18 protein-coding genes are annotated in these 18,604 nt (G+C 67.2%); 9 read left to right on the top strand and 9 right to left on the bottom strand.

The genetic code is table 11. From position 1 onward, the window contains the following. Window positions 1–18: 18 nt before the first annotated feature. Window positions 19–927 (bottom strand): LysR family transcriptional regulator, encoded by a 909-nt coding sequence (locus D0C15_RS03425; protein ID WP_116040854.1) that lies wholly within the window; start codon window positions 925–927, stop codon window positions 19–21. Between the two features lie 72 nt (window positions 928–999). On the opposite strand from D0C15_RS03425, the gene hisD reads away from it, so the two are divergent. Genes hisD through D0C15_RS03410 form a run of 3 tightly spaced genes read left to right on the top strand, consistent with a single transcriptional unit; the run spans window position 1,000 to window position 4,407 of the window. Then, on the top strand, window positions 1,000–2,319 hold the full coding sequence (gene hisD, locus D0C15_RS03420; protein WP_116040853.1) for a histidinol dehydrogenase: 1,320 nt from the start codon (window positions 1,000–1,002) through the stop codon (window positions 2,317–2,319). A 14-nt stretch (window positions 2,320–2,333) separates the two neighbouring features. Then, a complete protein-coding gene (locus D0C15_RS03415) occupies window positions 2,334–3,548 on the top strand; it encodes an ester cyclase (RefSeq protein ID WP_116040852.1) in 1,215 nt (404 codons plus the stop codon). Window positions 3,549–3,573: 25 nt separating this feature from the next. Then, window positions 3,574–4,407: a nitrilase-related carbon-nitrogen hydrolase gene (locus D0C15_RS03410; RefSeq protein WP_116040851.1), complete on the top strand. Its 834-nt coding sequence runs from the start codon at window positions 3,574–3,576 to the stop codon at window positions 4,405–4,407. Window positions 4,408–4,422: 15 nt separating this feature from the next. Here D0C15_RS03410 and D0C15_RS03405 read toward each other — a convergent pair whose 3' ends face one another. Continuing rightward, window positions 4,423–4,857 (bottom strand): DUF6314 family protein, encoded by a 435-nt coding sequence (locus D0C15_RS03405; protein WP_116040850.1) that lies wholly within the window; start codon window positions 4,855–4,857, stop codon window positions 4,423–4,425. 272 nt (window positions 4,858–5,129) lie between these two features. Between D0C15_RS03405 and betT the strand changes: the two genes are divergently transcribed. Continuing rightward, window positions 5,130–7,241, top strand: coding sequence for a choline BCCT transporter BetT (gene betT / locus D0C15_RS03400; RefSeq protein ID WP_116040849.1), 2,112 nt, complete (start codon window positions 5,130–5,132; stop codon window positions 7,239–7,241). 51 nt (window positions 7,242–7,292) lie between these two features. Here the strand turns inward: betT and paaE are convergent, their stop codons facing one another. From paaE to D0C15_RS03365, 7 genes are all read right to left on the bottom strand, one after another. Then, window positions 7,293–8,375, bottom strand: a complete 1,083-nt coding sequence (gene paaE, locus D0C15_RS03395; RefSeq protein ID WP_116040848.1) for a 1,2-phenylacetyl-CoA epoxidase subunit PaaE — start codon at window positions 8,373–8,375, stop codon at window positions 7,293–7,295. A 190-nt stretch (window positions 8,376–8,565) separates the two neighbouring features. Next, a complete protein-coding gene (paaD, locus tag D0C15_RS03390) occupies window positions 8,566–9,066 on the bottom strand; it encodes a 1,2-phenylacetyl-CoA epoxidase subunit PaaD (protein WP_116040911.1) in 501 nt (166 codons plus the stop codon). Between the two features lie 5 nt (window positions 9,067–9,071). Then, window positions 9,072–9,941 (bottom strand): 1,2-phenylacetyl-CoA epoxidase subunit PaaC, encoded by an 870-nt coding sequence (gene paaC, locus D0C15_RS03385; RefSeq protein WP_116040847.1) that lies wholly within the window; start codon window positions 9,939–9,941, stop codon window positions 9,072–9,074. A 15-nt stretch (window positions 9,942–9,956) separates the two neighbouring features. Continuing rightward, on the bottom strand, window positions 9,957–10,253 hold the full coding sequence (gene paaB, locus D0C15_RS03380; RefSeq protein WP_116040846.1) for a 1,2-phenylacetyl-CoA epoxidase subunit PaaB: 297 nt from the start codon (window positions 10,251–10,253) through the stop codon (window positions 9,957–9,959). Then, window positions 10,246–11,205, bottom strand: a complete 960-nt coding sequence (paaA, locus tag D0C15_RS03375; RefSeq protein ID WP_116040845.1) for a 1,2-phenylacetyl-CoA epoxidase subunit PaaA — start codon at window positions 11,203–11,205, stop codon at window positions 10,246–10,248. The genes paaB and paaA overlap by 8 nt, the downstream gene beginning before the upstream one ends. Then, window positions 11,202–13,238 carry a phenylacetic acid degradation bifunctional protein PaaZ gene (gene paaZ, locus D0C15_RS03370; protein ID WP_116040844.1) on the bottom strand — a complete coding sequence of 679 codons (2,037 nt, stop codon included), beginning with the start codon at window positions 13,236–13,238 and terminating at the stop codon, window positions 11,202–11,204. The genes paaA and paaZ overlap by 4 nt, the downstream gene beginning before the upstream one ends. 98 nt (window positions 13,239–13,336) lie before the next feature. Further along, entirely contained in the window at window positions 13,337–14,245 is a 909-nt protein-coding gene (locus D0C15_RS03365; RefSeq protein ID WP_116040843.1) for a 3-hydroxyacyl-CoA dehydrogenase family protein, read from the bottom strand. Between the two features lie 111 nt (window positions 14,246–14,356). On the opposite strand from D0C15_RS03365, the gene paaI reads away from it, so the two are divergent. From paaI to D0C15_RS03340, 5 genes are all read left to right on the top strand, one after another. Then, on the top strand, window positions 14,357–14,752 hold the full coding sequence (paaI, locus tag D0C15_RS03360; RefSeq protein ID WP_116040910.1) for a hydroxyphenylacetyl-CoA thioesterase PaaI: 396 nt from the start codon (window positions 14,357–14,359) through the stop codon (window positions 14,750–14,752). Between the two features lie 5 nt (window positions 14,753–14,757). After that, window positions 14,758–16,095 carry a phenylacetate--CoA ligase PaaK gene (gene paaK / locus D0C15_RS03355; RefSeq protein WP_425455358.1) on the top strand — a complete coding sequence of 446 codons (1,338 nt, stop codon included), beginning with the start codon at window positions 14,758–14,760 and terminating at the stop codon, window positions 16,093–16,095. 22 nt (window positions 16,096–16,117) lie between these two features. After that, complete coding sequence (locus D0C15_RS03350) at window positions 16,118–16,732, top strand: TetR/AcrR family transcriptional regulator (protein ID WP_116040841.1); 615 nt, start codon at window positions 16,118–16,120, stop codon at window positions 16,730–16,732. A 141-nt stretch (window positions 16,733–16,873) separates the two neighbouring features. Further along, on the top strand, window positions 16,874–17,443 hold the full coding sequence (locus tag D0C15_RS03345) for a helix-turn-helix domain-containing protein (RefSeq protein ID WP_116040840.1): 570 nt from the start codon (window positions 16,874–16,876) through the stop codon (window positions 17,441–17,443). 115 nt (window positions 17,444–17,558) lie between these two features. Continuing rightward, window positions 17,559–18,599: a flavin-containing monooxygenase gene (locus tag D0C15_RS03340; RefSeq protein ID WP_116040839.1), complete on the top strand. Its 1,041-nt coding sequence runs from the start codon at window positions 17,559–17,561 to the stop codon at window positions 18,597–18,599. The last annotated feature ends 5 nt before the right edge of the window (window positions 18,600–18,604 follow it).

The following is an 18,604-nucleotide window of genomic DNA, read 5'->3' as shown; positions in this document are numbered from 1 at the left end:
CCAGGAAGGGGTCTCTCGTCACCGCGCCTTGCCTTCGCGAGCGAGGAGCATGTGCTGAGCCAGCCGGGCAAGCTCACGGGTCGCGGGCGAGAGTACTGTTCCCGTCCTCCGCACGAACGCTATCGTGTCGTGCAGTGGCTCCGTGAAACTGGTCGTACGTACCGTCCGCGGGCAGGCCGGACTTTCGGCGACCGCCCTGGAAACCAGGGTGTCACCGATGCCCCGCTCAACCAGACTCAGCGCCGACTCGACGTGTTCGACCTCGATCCACGGCTCGAGCTTCACCCCGGCGATCTGCGCGCGGTCGGCGAGTTGCCGCCGGGTGGGGTCCCGCCAACCGTAGTGCGCGTCGTACAGAATCAGCCGCGAACGGGCGACCTGTTCGATCGACACGGGAGCGCTGACCCGATCCGGCGCGGCGCTGGCATAGAGCACCTCGTCCCGCAGCAACGGTGTCACCGCGAGACCGTCACCCTCGATCGGCAGCACGACAAGGCCCGCCTCGATCGTGCCCGCCGAGACCGCTGCCGCGACCTCCACGGAGTTCAGCCCGATAAGCCGTATGCGCACCTCGGGGTATCGCTCGTGAAAGTGCTGGGCCAGATCGGACAACAGGTAGTAGGCCGCATTGCGCAGCAGGCCGAACGTCGCGACGCCTCCCTCGAGCGAGCGTACGGAGCGCAGTGCCCGCACACCGTCGTCGGCCGCGGCGACCGCCTGTTCCGCGTAGGGCAGGAGGGCGGTTCCCGCGGCAGTCAGCACGAGCGTCCTGCCGCTGCGGGTGAACAGGGGTGTGCCGTGCTCGTCCTCCAGCTTCCGAATGAGCTCGGAAACAGATGCCTGGGAGACACGCATCGCGGCAGCGGCGGCGGTGAACGAGCCCATGCGTACCGCGAGCAGGAAGGCCCGCAGTTGTTTCAACGTCATAGGGAAACCCTATGCTAATCGCAAGACTTGGCAACCTTGTCCTTTGTCCAATCCGGATCTAGCGTCAGTCCCATGCGATACACGCCATCTCGACTGGCCGAACTCGACGGTTCGTACCGGTTACTCAAAGCCCCCGCAGTGAACGCCCCAGCCGCGCAACGCGATCCCGCCGTCATCGACCGAGTTTCGGAGATGCTGAGCACCATCGAGCGGGAGGGCATGCCCGCGGTCCTGAGGTACGCCAAGGAACTTGACGGCTGGGAACGGTCCGATGTCGAGGTCGGAGCAGCCGAGCTCCGCGGCAGCGGCGACGACCTGACTCCTCAGCTGCGGGCCGCACTGGAACTCGGTGCCGATCGCACCGGCCGGTTCGCCCGTGCGCAGCGGGCGCACCTCGTGGACTTCGAAACCGAGCTGGCGCCGGGACTCGTCACCGGGCACAGGTACGTGCCCGTCGAACGAGTGGGGGCTTACCTGCCGGCAGGCCGTTTCCCGCTGCTGGCAGGCGCGTTCATGACGGTGGGCGTGGCCAAGGCGGCAGGTGTCCCGACCACGCTCGCCTGCACACCACCGCGCAAGGACGGCAAACCGGATCCGGCCGTGCTCTACGCGGCACATCTGTCCGGAGTGGACCGGAGCTATGTGCTCGGCGGAGTCCAGGCCCTGGCGGCGATGGCCTTCGGGCTGCTCGGCGAGCAGCCAGTGGACATGCTGGTCGGCGCGGGTAACGCCTTCGTCGCGGAGGCGAAGCGGCAGTTGTTCGGTACGGTGGCGATCGATCTGCTCGCCGGACCGTCCGAAGTCGCCGTTCTGGCGGACGCGACCGCGGACCCAAGGCTGGTCGCCGCGGACCTGCTCGGTCAGGCCGAGCACGGCAAGGACTCCCCCGCCGCACTCGTCACCACCTCACAGCGCCTCGGCGAGATGGTGATCGCCGAGGTGGACCGGCAACTCGAGACTCTGTCGACCCGCGACATCGCCGGCCCGGCATGGCGGGACTTCGGCTCGGTGACGTGGGCCCGCGATGCGGCCACCGCCGTCGCACTCATGGACGACCTCGCGCCGGAGCATCTGGAGATCCAGACCGGTGACGACGACTACTACCTTGGCGCGTTGCGGAACTACGGATCGATCTTCCTCGGCAGGTGGAGCACGGTCGCCTACTCGGACAAGGGAATGGCGGGTACGAACCACGTGCTGCCGACCGCGGGTGGCGCCAAGCACAGCGCCGGTCTCTCCGTCTCCCGATTCCTGAAACCGCTGACCTACCAACGGGTTACCCGGGAAGCCACTCCCGCGGCGGCCGAAGCTGTGGAGGTCATCTCCGAGTACGAGGGCATGGCGGCACACCGGGCGACGGCCACCCTCCGGCTTGCCGAACACCACGCGTAGAGAGGACCGAACAGATGGCGAAATCCGCCGAACAGGCCGCGAGCGAGTCCGTGTCGCCCGAAGCCCAGCCGACGCACAGCTCCGCGACAGCCGGCCCAGCCTCAACTCCAGGCGGCACCATGGCTCCCGGTGCGCGAACCATGCCGAACGACCACACCATCTCGATTCGTCCTGGCAGCGGTGCTGACCGTCCCGGTACCGCAGTGGGCGAGCGCAGGCAGCCAATGCGCGGGTTCGAGGACACCTACACAGACATCATCGACTACATCGTCCGCATCACTCATCGCATCTGGGAGGACCAGGACGTCGGCTACATCTACGACACCTACAGTCCCGGCTGCAGGTTGTACGACGACAGTGGCTTCAAGTACGGCGTCGAGCAACTGGTGAACGGGACGATGCAGAGCATCAACGCGTTTCCCGACTGCCGGCACTTTGCCGATGACGTCATCTGGGCCGGCGACGAGGACCAGGGATTCGTCACCTCCCACCGGGCCATCAACATCGGCCATCACACCGGTCCGTGGCGCTGGAGCCCGCCAACGGGACGCAAACTCGAGACCTGGGTCATCGCGAACTGTGTGGTGCGGGAGAACGAGATCTTCGAGGAGTGGGTGCTGTACAACACCGCGGCCAAACTCTCGCAGCTCGGCATCAACGTCGCAGAGGCCGCGCGAACATACGGAAACGAGGGTGGGATCGCGCCACTGACCGAGCGTCAGTTGGTCGAGCCGGACAGGTTGACCGGAGGCCGCAAGCCCGAGCCCTACCCCGCCCCTCGCGGTCGTGCGTTCGACGTGGACCACGTGGTGCGTGCCCTGTTCCACGACACTTTCAACCGCCGCGATCTCAGTGCCGTCGACCGGGCATACGCGCCGAACGTGCGCTGGCACGGCACCAGCAACCGAAATGGCTACGGCCGTTCCGCGGTGCGGGGGATGGCACGAGGTCTGCTCGCCACCTTCCCGGACCTCGGCGTTCAGGTGGACGAGGTCTACTGGATGGGAAACGAGGCCGAAGGGTTCAGCGCTTCCGTGCGCTGGTCCGGTGTGGGAACTCATCGCGGCTACGGTCTGTACGGCAAACCCACCGGCCGCCGGGTGCACCTTTGGGGCATCTCGCAGCTGTACTTCGCCAATGGGCGGATCATCGAGGAGTGGTCTCTGTTCAACGAATTCGACGTACTCGCGCAGCTGCTGTGCGACACACCGCTGGCGGATGTGTCGTGAGACACCCCAGCTTGCGGGAACCGCGATGACCAGAATCGTCTGTGCCCAGCTCGCGCCCAAGCTCGGTGATCTCGCCGCCAACGAGAGTCTGACCGTCGCGGCCGTCAGCAGCGCGACGGCCCGTGGTGCCCGGGTCGTCGTACTGCCGGAACTGGCGACTTCCGGTTACGTCTTCGAGTCGCAGCAGCAGGCCAGACAGGTGGCCGTGACGCCGGAGCATCCGCTCTTCGCGCGCTGGTCCGCCGCGGCCAGAGGCGGCGTGGTGATCGGCGGATTCTGCGAGCTGGGCGCCGACGGTCTGCTCTACAACAGTGCCGCGGTCGTGGACGGGTCGGGGGTCGTGGCCGTCTACCGCAAGACCCACCTGTGGGACCGGGAGAAAACCGTGTTCGCTCCCGGGCGCGAAGAGCCGCCCGTCGTGCGGACGGAGATGGGCCGGATCGGCGTTCTCATCTGCTATGACCTCGAGTTCCCCGAGATGCCTCGCAGCCTGGCCCTTCGTGGTGCCGACCTGATCGCCGCTCCGGTCAACTGGCCTCTGCTGCCGAGGCCGGCCGGGGAACGAGCACCGGAACTCCTGCTCGCGATGGCCGCCGCCCGGGCGAACCGGGTGTTTGTCGCCTGTTGTGATCGTTCTGGCACAGAACGCGGTGTGCGGTGGACGGAGGGAACCGCCCTGATCGGGCAAGACGGATGGGTGCTCGACGAACCCGGCGAGGACGGTCTCGCCGCGGCCGACGTGGACATGGAGCTCGCCAGGGACAAGTCGCTGACCGCGCACGCCGACCTGCTCAGGGATCGCCGACCCGGCCTGTACACCGCGCTCACGTCGCCGAAGGAACCACGCGGTCCCGCCTAGCTCGCGGTGAGCCGGTCACGCTGGGCGGCGGAGGTCGGTGACGATGGTGTGGTCCTTCGCCGGGCCGGTCACCCGCCACCTCTGCTGCCAGCGCGTGGGTCCGAGTACGTGGTACTCGCCGAGGTACTGATCCGCGCGGCACGGGTGTTCCGTCTGCCACCAACCGGTGCTCAGGTCGACGTCGTGGAAGAAGCCACCGTGCTCGAAGTGGACGGCCGCGCGGGCGGGCCCGGTCGGGCGGTAGTACAGAACGCGGGTGGCTGGTCCTCGGTGCGCGCCGAGGTCGAGCACCCCGTCCTCGCGGTACACCAGCTCATCGTCCACGGCCTGGAATACGGCCGTACCGCTGAAGCTACCGATCCCGATCCCGGACGTACCCAGAATCTCCCGCTCGACCAGCCAATCTCCGATGAGGTAGTTGGTCAGATTCCGGACCGGATGCCACCGCATGCCGCCAGTATGACCGGCGGTGTCCCCCGCGCCTCATACCTTGTGCGCCGGGCCACCCGGCATCGCGGTACCCGGCCACCTGGACGTCCCCGATGTAGCATTTGTGCCCGACCACGCCGCGGGCCGGAGCGGACAGCCGCTCCGGCCCGCGGCAGGCCGCATGTGTCCACACGCGAGTGGAAACCGCGGCCGCGCCGGGCGCTGCGACCGGAACGGACCTTCGCCGACACGCGCGATTTCGGAAACGACGCCGGACCGAAAGGGAAGAGATCGTGACCACGACCGAAGAGACCGAGGAACGACCGGGTCCCGGGGACGACGGGCCTTCCCAGGAGAAGCAGAACCGGATCAATCCGGTCGTCTTCTTCGGATCGTCCATCTGCATTCTCGTGATCTCCATCTGGGCGATCATCACTCCGGACGCCGCGTCGGAGACCATCGGCACCGTCGTTTCCTGGATCTCCGAGGGCTTCGGCTGGTACTACTTCCTCGCCGCGACGCTGTTCCTGGTGTTCGTCGTCTTCATCGCGCTCTCGCGCTACGGCAAGGTGAAACTCGGGCCGCAGCACTCCAAGCCGGATTACAGCCTGTTCGCCTGGGGCGCCATGCTGTTCGCCGCCGGAATCGGCATCGACCTGATGTTCTTCTCCGTCGCCGAGCCGGTGACCCAGTATCTCGCGCCACCGGTCGGCCCAGGTGAGACGATCGAGGCGGCGCGCGAGGCGTTGGTGTGGACGTTGTTCCACTACGGCATCACCGGCTGGGCGATGTACGCGCTCATGGGCATGGCTCTCGGATACTTCGCCTACCGCTACAACCTCGCCCTGACCATTCGCTCGGCCCTGTATCCGATCTTCGGCAAGCGGATCCACGGCAGGATCGGGCATACGGTCGACATCGCCGCGGTACTCGGCACGATCTTCGGTATCGCCACCTCACTGGGAATCGGCGTAGTCCAGCTCAACTACGGCCTGAACTTCCTCTTCGGCATCCCGGAGGGCACAGCGGCCCAGATCGGCCTGATCGTGCTGGCCGTGCTGATGTCCACGGTCTCCGCCGTGGCGGGTGTGGACAAGGGCATCCGCCGGCTGTCAGAACTCAACGTCGTGCTCGCGATCGGCCTGATGCTGTTCATTCTGTTCAGCGAGGACCCGATCTTCCTGCTCAACGCCATCGTGCTGAACATCGGTGACTACGTGAGTGGCTTCGCCGACATGACCCTGAACACCTTCGCGTTCGAGCGGCCGACCGAGTGGCTCAACGCGTGGACGCTGTTCTTCTGGGCTTGGTGGATCGCCTGGGCGCCGTTCGTCGGCCTGTTCCTCGCCCGCATCTCGCGGGGCCGCACGATCCGCCAGTTCGTGGCCGCGACCCTGGTCATCCCGTTCCTGTTCACCCTCACCTGGCTGTCGATCTTCGGTAACAGCGCACTGCGGGTCGTGATGAACGGCAACGCCCAGTTCGGCGAGGCGGCGATGAATCAGCCGGAACAGGCGTTCTACTCGCTGCTCGACCAGTATCCGGGCGTCACGCTGAGCGCCGGGCTGGCCACCTTCGTCGGCTTGCTGTTCTACGTGACCTCCGCCGACTCCGGTTCGCTGGTGATGGGCAACTTCACCTCGTACCTGAAAACGCCGAGGACCGACGCGGCGAAGTGGCTGCGGATCTTCTGGTCAGCCGCGATCGGCCTGCTGACGATGGCGATGCTGCTCGTGGGCGGCGTGCCGACCCTGCAGAGCGCGACCATCATCATGGGCCTGCCGTTCTCCTTCGTGATGTTCCTGATCATGTGGGGCCTCTACAAGGCACTGCGCGTCGAACGGTCCCGCGAGGAGAGCTTCAAGACGACACTGCCTTCCTCACTGTCCGAGCGGACCACTGTGGAGGGACGCGGGGTGTCGCGGACCTGGAAGCAACGTCTCGCACGGGTGATGAGCTACCCGGGCAAACGCGCCACGTCCCGATTCGTGGAGGATTCCGCACGACCGGCGTTCGAGGAGGTGGCCGAGGAGCTTCGGGCACAGGGCGCGGACGCCGTGGTGACCGAGGAAATGGTCCCCGAGCTCGGCCTTCCGCATCTTGACCTGGCCGTCGCCCTCGGACGCGAGGAGGAGTTCCGCTACCGAATCTGGCCCTCGGAGGCGGAGACGCCCGCGTTCGCGGTCGGTTCACTGAGCACACAGGACACCTACTACCGCTTCGAGGTGTACCTGACCGAGGGTGGACAGGACTACGACGTCCTCGGCTACAGCAAGGACCAGCTCATCGGGGACATCCTCGACCAGTACGAACGCCACCTCGAGTTCCTGCGCCTGCACCGGGGTTCGATCAACGGCTCCGCATTGCCGGGCAACGGTTCGGACGCGACCGAGAACGCCGAGTGACTTCCGCACCGGTCGTCGCGCGTTTGCCGCGCGGCGACCGGTGCGGGTGGCTCAGGAGTCGTAGTCGACGGTCAGCTCGTCCGTCGTCGGCAGCGACTGGCAGGTGAGCACGAACCCTGCCTGTACCTCGGCCTCTTCGAGCGCGAAGTTGCGGCGCATCCGCACACTGCCCGAGGTGACCTTCGCCCTGCAGGTGCCACACACCCCGCCCTTGCAGGCAAAGGGCAGGTCCGGTCGGAACCGCTGGGCGCCGTCGAGGACCGCCCGATCACGCGGCAGGGCCATCGTGGTGGACCGGCCATCCAGAATCAGAGTCACATCGGTGGTCTCGCCGTCGAGTGGTGCCTCCTCGTGCCGTACCGGTTCGGGTGGCACGTCGTCCACGTAGAACAGCTCCCGGTGCACCTTCGATCCGTCCACACCAGACTCTCGGAGCACGTCGCGGGCGTCCTCGACCATGCCGAACGGGCCGCAGAGCCACCAGTGGTCCACCCGTGTCGCCTCCGGCAGCAACGCCAGCAGCGCGCGCAGTTTCTCCCCGTCCAGGCGTCCGGTGAACAGCTCCGCCTCCCGGGGTTCCCTGGACAGGACGTGCACCAGTTCGAGCCGGGCCGGGTACCGGTCCTTGAGGTCCGCCAGCTCGTCGGCGAACATCACCGTGTCCGTGCGCCGGTTGCCGTAGAGCACGGTGACCGTGGAGGCCGGATCGCGCAGTACCGACGCGGCGATGGACAGCACAGGGGTGATTCCGGAACCGGCCGCGATGAGCACGTGATGGCCCGCCACGTCGAGGTCCGGGGTGAAGTTGCCGGTGGGGGTGGCCACCTCGATCTCGTCACCGGGCCGCACCTCGTGCACCAGCCAGCAGGAGAACAAGCCGTCAGGCACCTCCCGTACCCCGATCCGTGGCGCCGCGCCCTCCGGCGCGCAGATGGAGTACGACCGCCGCTCCTCCCTGCCGTCGACGAACCGCCGCAGGGTGAGGGACTGGCCCGCCCGGAAGGCATACGCGTCGGCGAGGCCGGCGGGTACGTCGAAGGTGACCGCCACGGCGTCGTCGCACAGCGGCTCGACGTCCGCCACGGTGAGCCGGTGGAAGTCGCCGCGTAGCCGGGACGGGATCGTTGCGGTCACTGTGTCCGGCTCCCCGTCACGATCGCACTTTCCCGGGAAAGTGCCGAAGGACAAGCCCACGACCAGGAACGGGAAGCCTCACCGCCGCGCACTTTCCCGGGAAAGTGCGACTGGGGGCGGTGGCCTCCGTCGATCGCGTTGCGTATGTCGGTCGCGTTGTGCGTGTGGGTCGCGTTGTGTATGTCGGTCACTAGATTTCCTTCACGTGTTCGAAGGGCTCGGCACAGGATCGGCAGCGGCGCAGCGCCTTACAGGCCGTACCACTGAACCGGGACACCTCCTCGGTGTCGACCGATCCGCACTGCGGGCAGGCCACGCGGGCCACCGGCGCGTTCAGGGTGAGTGGCACCGGCCCTCCGCTGTGGCGAGGTGCCGCCCCTGGCGGAGCGATGCCGGCTTCGGCGAGTCTGCGCCTGCCCCGATCGGTGATCCAGTCCGTGCTCCAGGCCGGCCGCAGTACCGTCCGCACCTCGACCTTGGCGTACCCCGCGTCCAGTAGCGCGTGCTCCAGGTCGTCGCGCATCGTGTCCATCGCTGGGCAGCCGGAGTAGGTCGGGGTGATGGACACGATGACCAGGTCGTCCTGCTCCCGCACCTCCCGCAGCACGCCGAGATCGGCCAGGGTCAACATCGGCAGCTCGGGATCTGTGACCGTCTCGGCCACGGCCCGCGCGGTGCGTTTACCGATCATGGTGCTCACCAGGTTCCCTCCGGATGAGCCCGTGCGACGCTCTGCATCTCGGCAAGCAGCAGACTCAACTGTCCTGTGTGCACACCGTCACGCCCTGTTCGCCCGCCCACACCGGCGATTGCCGGATGTTCGGGGCAGGTGAGCTTCGCGGCCGAGAACACCTGCGCCAGGACTTCGTCGAACTCGCCCCGGACCGAGGCCGGATCCACTCCGACCGCTGCCTCTACCGGGTGTGTGGTGAACAGTTCCTCGACGTAGGGCCAGGCGTCGTCCAGGCCCGCCTGCATCCGCTCGTGGGAGAGTTCGGTGCCGTCGCCGAGGCGCACCGTCCATTGGGCCGCGTAGTCCCGGTGGTAGGTCAGCTCCTTGACCCCCTTCGCGGCGATCGCGGCGAGCACCGGGTCCGGTGAGCTGGTCAGCCGCTGCAGCAGCGCGAGCCGCCAGGTGGCGAAGACCAGCAGCCGGCCGATCAAGTGTCCGAAGTGGCCGCCACCGAGTTCGGCGAGCCGGACGTTACGGAACTCGCCCTGCTCGCGGAAGAACGCGAGGTCGTCCTCACCCCGGCCGGACCGGTCGGCCTTGCCCGCTCTGCTCAGCAACAGCCGCGCCTGCCCGAGCAGGTCTAGGCCGATGTTGGCGATCGCCACCTCGTCCTCCAGCTCGGGAGCATTCGTGCACCACTCCTGCAGCCGGTGGGACATGACGAGCGCGTCGTCGGCCAGCATCAGGCAGTACGCGGACAGCTGAGCCGCGTCCACGCCGTCGGGGACCGTGGTGTCCACTCCGGACAAAGGGTCGTCGAATCCGGTCCCGAAGGCCCAGCGCGACGAGTCGCTGTCCTCGGTGATCGCCTCGTAGGCATTGTCAAAAGACATTTTTCGGCACCCCGATCACATGTGGGGAACGTTGTCGGGGATGTCGTAGAAGGTCGGGTGGCGGTACACCTTGTCCCCGCTGGGCGCGAAGAACGGGTCCTTCTCGTCCGGGCTCGACGCGGTGATGTCAGCTGCCCTGACCACCCAGATACTCACGCCTTCGTTGCGCCGCGTGTACAGGTCCCGGGCGTGGTGCAACGCCATCTGGTCGTCGGCGGCGTGCAATGACCCGACATGCACATGGTTGAGTCCACGCTTGCCCCTTACGAACACCTCGTAGAGCGGCCAGTCATGCCGCACCGGCTCACTCATGCCTTGCCCCTTTCAGCTCCGCCTGCTTGACCGCGTGGGCGGCTGCCGCCTCACGGACCCAGGCACCGTCCTCCTGCGCCCGCCGCCGGTGGGCGATGCGCTCCGCGTTGCAGGGACCGTTACCCCGTAACACGTTCTTGAACTCGTCCCAGTCGATCGCGCCGAAGTCGTAGTGGCCGCGCTCGGGATTCCACTTCAGGTCCGGATCCGGCAGGGTCACACCGAGTGCCTCCGCCTGCGGCACCGACATGTCGACGAATCGCTGCCGCAGCTCGTCATTGGTATGCCGCTTGACCTTCCACGCCATCGACTGCTCGGTGTTCGGCGAGTCCGCGTCGGGCGGGCCGAACATCATCAGCGACGGCCACCACCAGCGATCTGTCGCCTCCCGCACCATCGCTCGCTGCGCCTCGGTGCCGCGCATCATGGTCATCAGGAGTTCGTAGCCCTGTCGCTGATGGAAGGACTCCTCCTTACAGATGCGGATCATCGCCCTGGCATAAGGGCCGTAGGAGCTGCGGCACAGCGGCACCTGGTTGCAGATCGCGGCACCGTCTACCAGCCAGCCGATCACGCCGACATCGGCGAAGGTGAGACTCGGGTAGTTGAAGATCGACGAGTACTTCTGCCTGCCACTTATCAGCTTGTCGGTCAGGTCGGCCCGGTCGGCCCCGAGAGTCGCGGCCGCCGAGTACAGGTAGAGCCCGTGCCCGGCCTCATCCTGAACCTTCGCCAGCAGGATCGCCTTACGACGCAGAGAGGGTGCGCGGGTGATCCAGGCACCCTCGGGCTGCATGCCGATGATCTCCGAGTGCGCGTGCTGCGCGATCTGGCGGACCACCGTCTTGCGGTAACCCTCGGGAACCCAGTCCCGTGGTTCCAGCCGCTGGTCCCGCTCGATCGTGTGCTCGAAGTACCGTTCGAGCTCGGTCTCCGGCAACGTGGCGGTCACGATGTGGCCTCCTTTGTCACCAGCGTGAGCACGTCGTACTTGGCGACCGAGTCGCCGTCGGAGTTGGTCACGTCGGCATCCCAGCGGACCTCGCCGTAGTCGGCGTTCTCCCGGGGAGTGATCTGCTTCGCGGTGAGTGTCACGGTCAACGCGTCCCCCGGCTTGACCGGCGTGAGGAAACGCAGGTTCTCCAGTCCGTAGTTCGCCAGCACGGGGCCGGGTTCCGGCGAGACGAACAGGCCGGCGGCGAAGGACACCACCAGGTAGCCGTGTGCCACGATCCCGCCGAAGAGCTCATTGGCGGCAGCCGCCTCCGGATCCGTGTGTGCGTAGAAGGTGTCCCCGGTGAACTCCGCGAAGTGGTCCACATCGGACCGCGTGACCGTACGGGGGCCCGCCGTCACCGAGTCGCCGATGCGTAGCTCGGCCAGCGACTTACGGAACGGGTGTACACCTTCCTGCCGGGGCGCCCCCTGTACCCAGCGACCGGTAACGGCAGTGAGCACCGTTGGGCTGGCCTGCACGGCGGTTCGCTGCATATGGTGCAGCACGCCCCGGATGCCGCCCATCTCCTCGCCGCCACCCGCGCGGCCCGGCCCACCGTGCACGAGCTGGGGCATCGGCGAACCGTGCCCGGTGGACTCCTTGGCGTTGTCGGTGTCGAGCACCAGCAACCTGCCGTGCCACGGCGCGACGCCGAGCACGATCTCGCGGGCGAACTCCGGATCGCCGGTGACCACCGAGCCGACCAGGCTGCCCTGCCCGCGCGCGGCGAGCTCGACGACCTGCGCCGTGGAGGTGTAGGGCAGCAGGGTCGAGACCGGACCGAACGCCTCGACCTCGTGGACCTCGGCGCGCTCCGGATCGTCGGCCCGCAACAGTACCGGGGAGAGGAAGGCACCGCGTTCGGCGTCCGCGCCCACCACCTCGACCTGCTCGGGATCGCCGTATACCACCGTGGCGACATCGAGCAGCGCCTTGAGCGAGCGCCGGACCTCCTCGCGCTGTTCCAAACTGGCCAGTGCGCCCATCCGGACGCCCTCCGCCGCCGGATGCCCGACCGTCACCCTCGCCAGCCGTTCGCTCGCGGCCTCGGCCACGTCGGCGAGGGCCTCGGCCGGGACGAGGGCACGGCGGATGGCCGTGCACTTCTGGCCCGCCTTGACCGTCATCTCGGTAACCAGCTGCTTGACGAACAGGTCGAACTCCGGCGTGCCCTTGACGGCGTCGGGCCCGAGGATCGAGCAGTTGAGCGAGTCGGCCTCGGCGTTGAACCGCACATTGCCCCGCACGATGGCCGGGTGCGCGCGCAGCTTCTGCGCGGTCGACGCCGAACCGGTGAACGACACCAGGTCCTGCCCTGTCACGTGGTCGAGCAGGTCCCCAGCGCTCCCGCAGACGAACTGCAGTGCGCCCTCCGGCAGGATTCCCGACTCGATGATCAGCTCGACCAGCCGAGCTGTCAGATAGGCGGTCTGGCTGGCCGGCTTGATCAGGCTCGGCACGCCAGCCAGGAACGCGGGGGCGAACTTCTCCAGCGGGCCCCACACGGGGAAGTTGAAGGCGTTGATCTGCACCGCGACGCCGTGCAGCGGTGTCGCGATGTGCTGGGCGACGAACGTCCCGCCCTTGGACAACGGCTCGACCGCGCCCTCGACGTAGACCGTGTCGTTCGGCAGCTCGCGTTTGCCCTTGCTGGAGTAGGCGAACAGGACGCCGATCCCGCCGTCCACATCGAACTTGGAGTCCCCGGGTGTGGCGCCGGTACGGGCGGACAGCTCGTACAGCTCGTCCCGATGCTCGCGCAGGTGGGAGGCCAGCGCCTTCAGCAGCGCGGCGCGCTGATGAAACGTCAGCTCGCGCAGCGCGGGTCCGCCCACGCGGCGCCCGTACTCCAGTGCGCCGGCCATGTCGATACCGGCCGAGGAGATCCGGGCGACCTCCTCACCGGTCACCGCATCGTGCAGCGGCGAGCCCTCGTTCCCGGCGGCCTGCCAGCCACCGGAGACATAGCTCGAGAGTACTGCTGCCATCGGATCCGACCTCCCAGATTAATTACCAACCGAACGTTCAGGAAGTCATGGTAACGCCAGTACGCCGGCGACGGAAGGCCGCAATCGCATGCGCGGCGCTACTCCCAGCGATGGAAACCCTGCCCCGTCTTGCGACCGAGCTCGCCGCGGCCGACCTTGTCCCGCAGCAACCGCGGCGGCGCGAACCGTTCACCCAGCGTGCGGTGGAGGTACTCGGCGATCGCCAGCCGCACGTCGAGGCCGACCAGATCGGTGGACCGCAGCGGGCCCATCGGATGGCGGTAGCCGAGCTCCATCGCGGTGTCGATCGACTCGGCGTCGGCGACACCCTCCTCCAGCATCCGGATCGCCTCGAGGCCGAGCAGCACCCCGAGCCTGCTGGTGGCGAAGCCAGGCGAGTCGCGCACGGTGACGGCGGTCTTGCCGAGCGCGCCGACCCAGCCGAGGACGTCCTCCCTGGCGCCTTCGGCCGTCTCCGGACCGGTGACCACCTCGACCAGTCGCGACGCGGGAACCGGGTTGAAGAAGTGCATGCCGAGGAACCGCTGCGGACGACTCAGGGCCGCGGCCAGTTCGGCGATCGAGAGTGAACTGGTGTTCGTGGCCAGCACCGTGTCCTGCCCGACCACCCGCTCCACCGCCGTCAGGACCGCCACCTTCACGTCCGCCCGCTCGGGAACCGCCTCGACGACCAGACCGGCATCACCGGGCAGCGACTCGGGATCGGTGATGATCTCGACCCGCGCGAGAACCTCCTCGACGGGAACATCGAGCTTGCCCCGCTCGGCCGCCCTGTTCAGTCCAGACCGGATTCGCTCGAACGCGGCATCGGCGGACGCGGTGTCTCCCTCCACCACCGACACCTTCGCTCCCGTGGCGGCGAAGACCTGGGCGATCCCCGCACCCATCCGGCCACCGCCGACGACGCCGACCTTCTCCGGCACTACTGAACTCACGTTGCCCCTCCAATTCCGGCGTAGACCGAGTCGCCGGCCGTCTCTTGACATCACTACCGGTGCTGCCTTTACTGAGCGGCAACATTATTAACCGTCCATTCGGTCAGTCGGCAAGGGAGGGTTGCGCGGGTGCCAGACGATGTCCGTGGCGCGGCACAGGTGATGTTCGCGGCCGACTCCGCATCCCGATCGCTCGGGATCGAACTGCTCGACGCCGGCGACGGCAGCGCGAGCGCACGTATGCAGGTCGGCCCGAGCATGGTTAACGGGCACGACATCGCCCACGGCGGCTATCTCTTCCTGCTGGCCGACACCGCGTTCGCCTGTGCGTGCAACAGTCACGGGCCGATGACCGTGGCCTCCGGCGCCGAGATCTCGTTCGTCGCCGCCGCCCGGCTGGGCGACGAACTCACCGCCGTGGCCGAGGAACGCACCCGATACGGGCGCAACGGGATCTACGACGTGACCGTGTACCGAGAGTCCGCGACAGGCCGGGAAGTGGTCGCGGAGTTCCGCGGACGCAGCCGCACGATTGCACGAGAAGGCGATACCAGGTGACCACCATCGACAGCGAAGCCTCGACGACACGGCGCCTCGGTGCGGCGCCGTCCCCTGCCGAACTCGAACCAGCGGAGCGGCTCAGCCGGGACGAGATGCGAGCCACGCAACTGGAGCGTCTGCAGTGGACACTGCGGCACGCATACGACAACGTTGCCTTCTACCGGAGGAAGTTCGACGCGGCCGGAGTGCGGCCGGAGGACTGCCGGTCACTGGAGGACCTGTCGAAGTTCCCTTTCACCACCAAGCAGGATCTGCGGGACAACTATCCGTTCGGCATGTTCGCTGTGCCGCAGGACCAGGTCAGGCGCATCCACGCCTCCAGCGGTACCACCGGTAAACCGACCGTGGTCGGCTACACCGAGGGCGATATCGACACCTGGGCGACGGTGATGGCGCGCTCGATCCGTGCCGCGGGTGGCCGTCCCGGCCAGAAGGTGCACGTCGCCTACGGCTACGGCCTCTTCACCGGAGGACTCGGTGCGCACTACGGGGTGGAGAAGCTCGGCTGCACCGCGATTCCCGCGTCCGGTGGCATGACCGCGCGTCAGGTGCAGATCATCACGGACTTCGAACCCGAGGTCATCATGGTGACTCCCTCCTACATGCTCACCCTGCTGGACGAGTTCGAACGCCAGGGCGTCGACCCGAGGGCGAACTCACTCAAGGTCGGCATCTTCGGTGCCGAACCCTGGACCGAGCAGATGCGGGCCGAGATCGAGGACCGGATGAATATCGACGCGGTCGATATCTACGGACTCTCCGAGGTGATGGGCCCCGGCGTCGCCCAGGAATGCGTGGAGACCAAGGACGGCCTGCACATCTGGGAGGACCATTTCTACCCGGAGGTCGTCGACCCGATCGACGAGGACGTGCTGCCGGACGGCGAGAGCGGCGAACTCCTGTTCACCTCGCTCACCAAGCAGGCGCTGCCGATCATCCGTTATCGCACCCGGGACCTCACCCGGCTACTGCCCGGCACGGCACGGCCCGCCTACCGGCGCATGGAGAAGGTCACCGGCCGCAGCGACGACATGATCATTCTGCGAGGGGTCAACGTGTTCCCGACGCAGATCGAGGAGATCGTGCTGCGGGTCGAGGGACTCTCTCCACATTTTCAGCTGGTGCGGACGAGCAAGGGGCGGATGGACCACCTGACCGTGCAGGTCGAGGCCCGGCCGGACACCCCGTCAGGTCGCAGGGCCGCCGCGGCCGAGGAAATCGCGGCAAGGGTCAAGGACGGCGTCGGAGTGTCCGTCGAGGTGTCGGTCGTCGACCCGGACAGCCTGGAGCGGTCGATGGGCAAAATGCGCAGGGTCGTCGACCGGCGTACCGAAGCCTGAACCGATTCTGGATACTCCTGACATGACCGCCGCCCCGTCCAGCAGACCGGCCCGCCGTGGCCGTCCTGGCTATGACCTGGAGTCACTCCTCCAGGTCGCCGTCACGTTGTTCAACGAACGCGGCTATGACGGCACCAGCATGGAAGACCTCTCCCGCAAGCTCGGCATCACCAAATCCGCCATCTACCACCACGTGCCGAGCAAACAGGAACTACTCCGGCTCGCCACCAACCGCGCACTCGACACCCTCTACACGGTCGCCACCGAGGCCCACTCCACCCAGGGCCCGGCCATCGACCGGCTCGAGCACCTCATCCATCGCAGTGTGACCGTGCTCATCGACCAGCTCCCCTTCGTCACCCTCCTGCTGCGCATCCGCGGCAACACCCCGGTCGAGCGCGCGGCCCTGACCCGGCGCAGGCATATCGACCACCTCGTCAGCGAACTCGTCACCCAGGCCGCCGCGGACGGTGACCTCCGCCCCGACATCGACCCGGCCACCACCAGCCGCCTCCTCTTCGGCATGATCAACTCCCTGGTCGAGTGGTACCGCCCCCGCCGCGGCACCAACCCGACCCAGATCGCCGACACCGTCACCACCATCGCCCTCCACGGCATCCGCACCCCCCATCCCTGACTTTGCAGTTCCCGGGCCCGACTTGGCAGTTCCGGGGCCCGAGTTTGCAGTTCCCGGGCCCGAGTTGGCAGTTCCCGGGCCCGAGTTGGCAGTTCCGGGTCCAGACTTGACAAATCCCGTTGCCGTTTCTGCAATAGGATCATGGAAGACGTGATGGCCGCGGTTGGGCCACGACTCAAACACATCCGCCAGCAGCGCGAGTGCACGCTCGCCAGACTGTCCGAGATCACCGGGATATCGGTCAGCACGCTGTCCAGGCTGGAGTCCGGACAGCGTAAGCCCAGCCTGGAGCTACTGCTCCCGATCGCCCACGCACACCAGGTACCACTGGACGAACTGGTCGGCGCGCCGCCAGTCGGCGATCCACGCGTCCGCTTGAAGCCGGTCAAACGCACCGGTATGACCGTGGTGCCCCTGACTCAGCAGCCCGGCGGGCTGCAGGCGTTCAAAATGGTCCTCGACCGCACCCGGTGCGAACCCGACCCGCGAACGCACGAAGGCTACGAGTGGCTGTACGTGTTGAGCGGGAAAGCACGCCTGGTGCTCGCCGAGCACGACATCGTGCTCAAGGTCGGCGAAGCCGCTGAGTTCGACACCCGGCTGCCACACTGGTTCGGCAGCACGGGCGACGCCCCGGTGGAGATACTCAGCTTGTTCGGCCCGCAGGGGGAACGCATGCACGTGCGGGCGAAGCCCGCGGTCGGCCGATAGCCAAACGGGCCGAAAGTACACTATTCCTCGAATTACTGGAATAGATTTTCCCCGTGGTCTAGATTCGCCAGTGGAGACCGTCAGCACCGCTCGACCGGAAGGGCACGAACGGAGTATGGAGCCACTGGACGTCATCGTCATCGGCGGTGGACAGGCCGGCCTCGGGATGGGGTACCGGCTGCGGCAGGCGGGACTGGAGTTCGCGATCCTCGACGAGCGATCGCGAACCGGCGACGTCTGGCGTGACCGCTGGGACTCCCTCGAACTGTTCACCCCTCGCCCTTTCGTGAACCTTCCCGGCCTCAAAGCCCCGGGCGAGATGCGGTACTACCCGGCGAAAGACGAGATCGCCGACTACCTCCAGCGATACCGCGACCAGTTCGACCTCCCGGTCCGCAACGATTTCCGGGTACAGAACCTCGAATCGCGGGACGGCGTCTTCGTCGTCACCGGCGACGAGGAGATCCTTTCCGCCAGAGCGATCGTCATCGCGGCAGGGCCGTTTCACACACCGCAGGTACCCGCTTGCGCCCAGCAACTCGGCCCCGAGGTGCGCCAGTTGCACTCCCAGGACTATCGCCGTCCGGACGATCTGGGACCAGGCAACGTCCTTGTGGTCGGCGGAGGCAACTCGGCCGCGCAGATCGCGGAGGAGCTGTCCACCGGTCGCCGCGTCACGATCGCCAGCAGCGGACCGATCGCGTACGCCCCGAAGACGATCGCCGGCGTGAGTTTGTTCTGGTTCATGCACCTGACCGGCATGTTGCGCGCGGACAAGGATGCCTGGGTCTCCCGGTACGCGCGCCCCTACGCCGACACGGTCATCGGATTCAACCTGAAGAAGCTCGTCGACCAGGACGTCGTCCGGCACGTTCCGCACCGGGTCACCGACTGCGCGGGGCGCGAGGTCGTCTTCGCGGACGGCTCGCGGGATACCTTCGACAACATCCTCTGGTGCACCGGCTTCCGCCCGCACTACGACTGGCTCAAAGTGGACAATGCCCTGGACGAGCAGGGCGGTCCACAACAGACCCGGGGGATCTCACCAGTGCCCGGCCTGTACTGGCTTGGACTGCCATGGCAGAACCGGTTGAACTCAGCACTGATCAACGGCGTGGACAGGGAGACCCGGCAGCTCATGCGCCATCTCGCCTGACCCTG

It is taken from the genome of Amycolatopsis palatopharyngis (genome assembly GCF_003385185.1).
GTDB lineage: Bacteria > Actinomycetota > Actinomycetes > Mycobacteriales > Pseudonocardiaceae > Amycolatopsis > Amycolatopsis palatopharyngis.
This window is presented reverse-complemented; position numbering and strand designations above follow the sequence as displayed.

Coding starts and splice junctions, on each gene's coding strand:
- D0C15_RS03425 (WP_116040854.1), bottom strand. CDS start 927: ATGACGTTGAAACAACTGCGGGCCTTCCTGCTCGCGGTACGCATGGGC.
- hisD (WP_116040853.1), top strand. CDS start 1,000: ATGCGATACACGCCATCTCGACTGGCCGAACTCGACGGTTCGTACCGG.
- D0C15_RS03415 (WP_116040852.1), top strand. CDS start 2,334: ATGGCGAAATCCGCCGAACAGGCCGCGAGCGAGTCCGTGTCGCCCGAA.
- D0C15_RS03410 (WP_116040851.1), top strand. CDS start 3,574: ATGACCAGAATCGTCTGTGCCCAGCTCGCGCCCAAGCTCGGTGATCTC.
- D0C15_RS03405 (WP_116040850.1), bottom strand. CDS start 4,857: ATGCGGTGGCATCCGGTCCGGAATCTGACCAACTACCTCATCGGAGAT.
- paaD (WP_116040911.1), bottom strand. CDS start 9,066: ATGATCGGTAAACGCACCGCGCGGGCCGTGGCCGAGACGGTCACAGAT.
- paaC (WP_116040847.1), bottom strand. CDS start 9,941: ATGTCTTTTGACAATGCCTACGAGGCGATCACCGAGGACAGCGACTCG.
- paaB (WP_116040846.1), bottom strand. CDS start 10,253: ATGAGTGAGCCGGTGCGGCATGACTGGCCGCTCTACGAGGTGTTCGTA.
- paaZ (WP_116040844.1), bottom strand. CDS start 13,238: ATGGCAGCAGTACTCTCGAGCTATGTCTCCGGTGGCTGGCAGGCCGCC.
- D0C15_RS03365 (WP_116040843.1), bottom strand. CDS start 14,245: ATGTCAAGAGACGGCCGGCGACTCGGTCTACGCCGGAATTGGAGGGGC.
- paaI (WP_116040910.1), top strand. CDS start 14,357: ATGTTCGCGGCCGACTCCGCATCCCGATCGCTCGGGATCGAACTGCTC.
- D0C15_RS03350 (WP_116040841.1), top strand. CDS start 16,118: ATGACCGCCGCCCCGTCCAGCAGACCGGCCCGCCGTGGCCGTCCTGGC.
- D0C15_RS03345 (WP_116040840.1), top strand. CDS start 16,874: ATGGAAGACGTGATGGCCGCGGTTGGGCCACGACTCAAACACATCCGC.
- D0C15_RS03340 (WP_116040839.1), top strand. CDS start 17,559: ATGGAGCCACTGGACGTCATCGTCATCGGCGGTGGACAGGCCGGCCTC.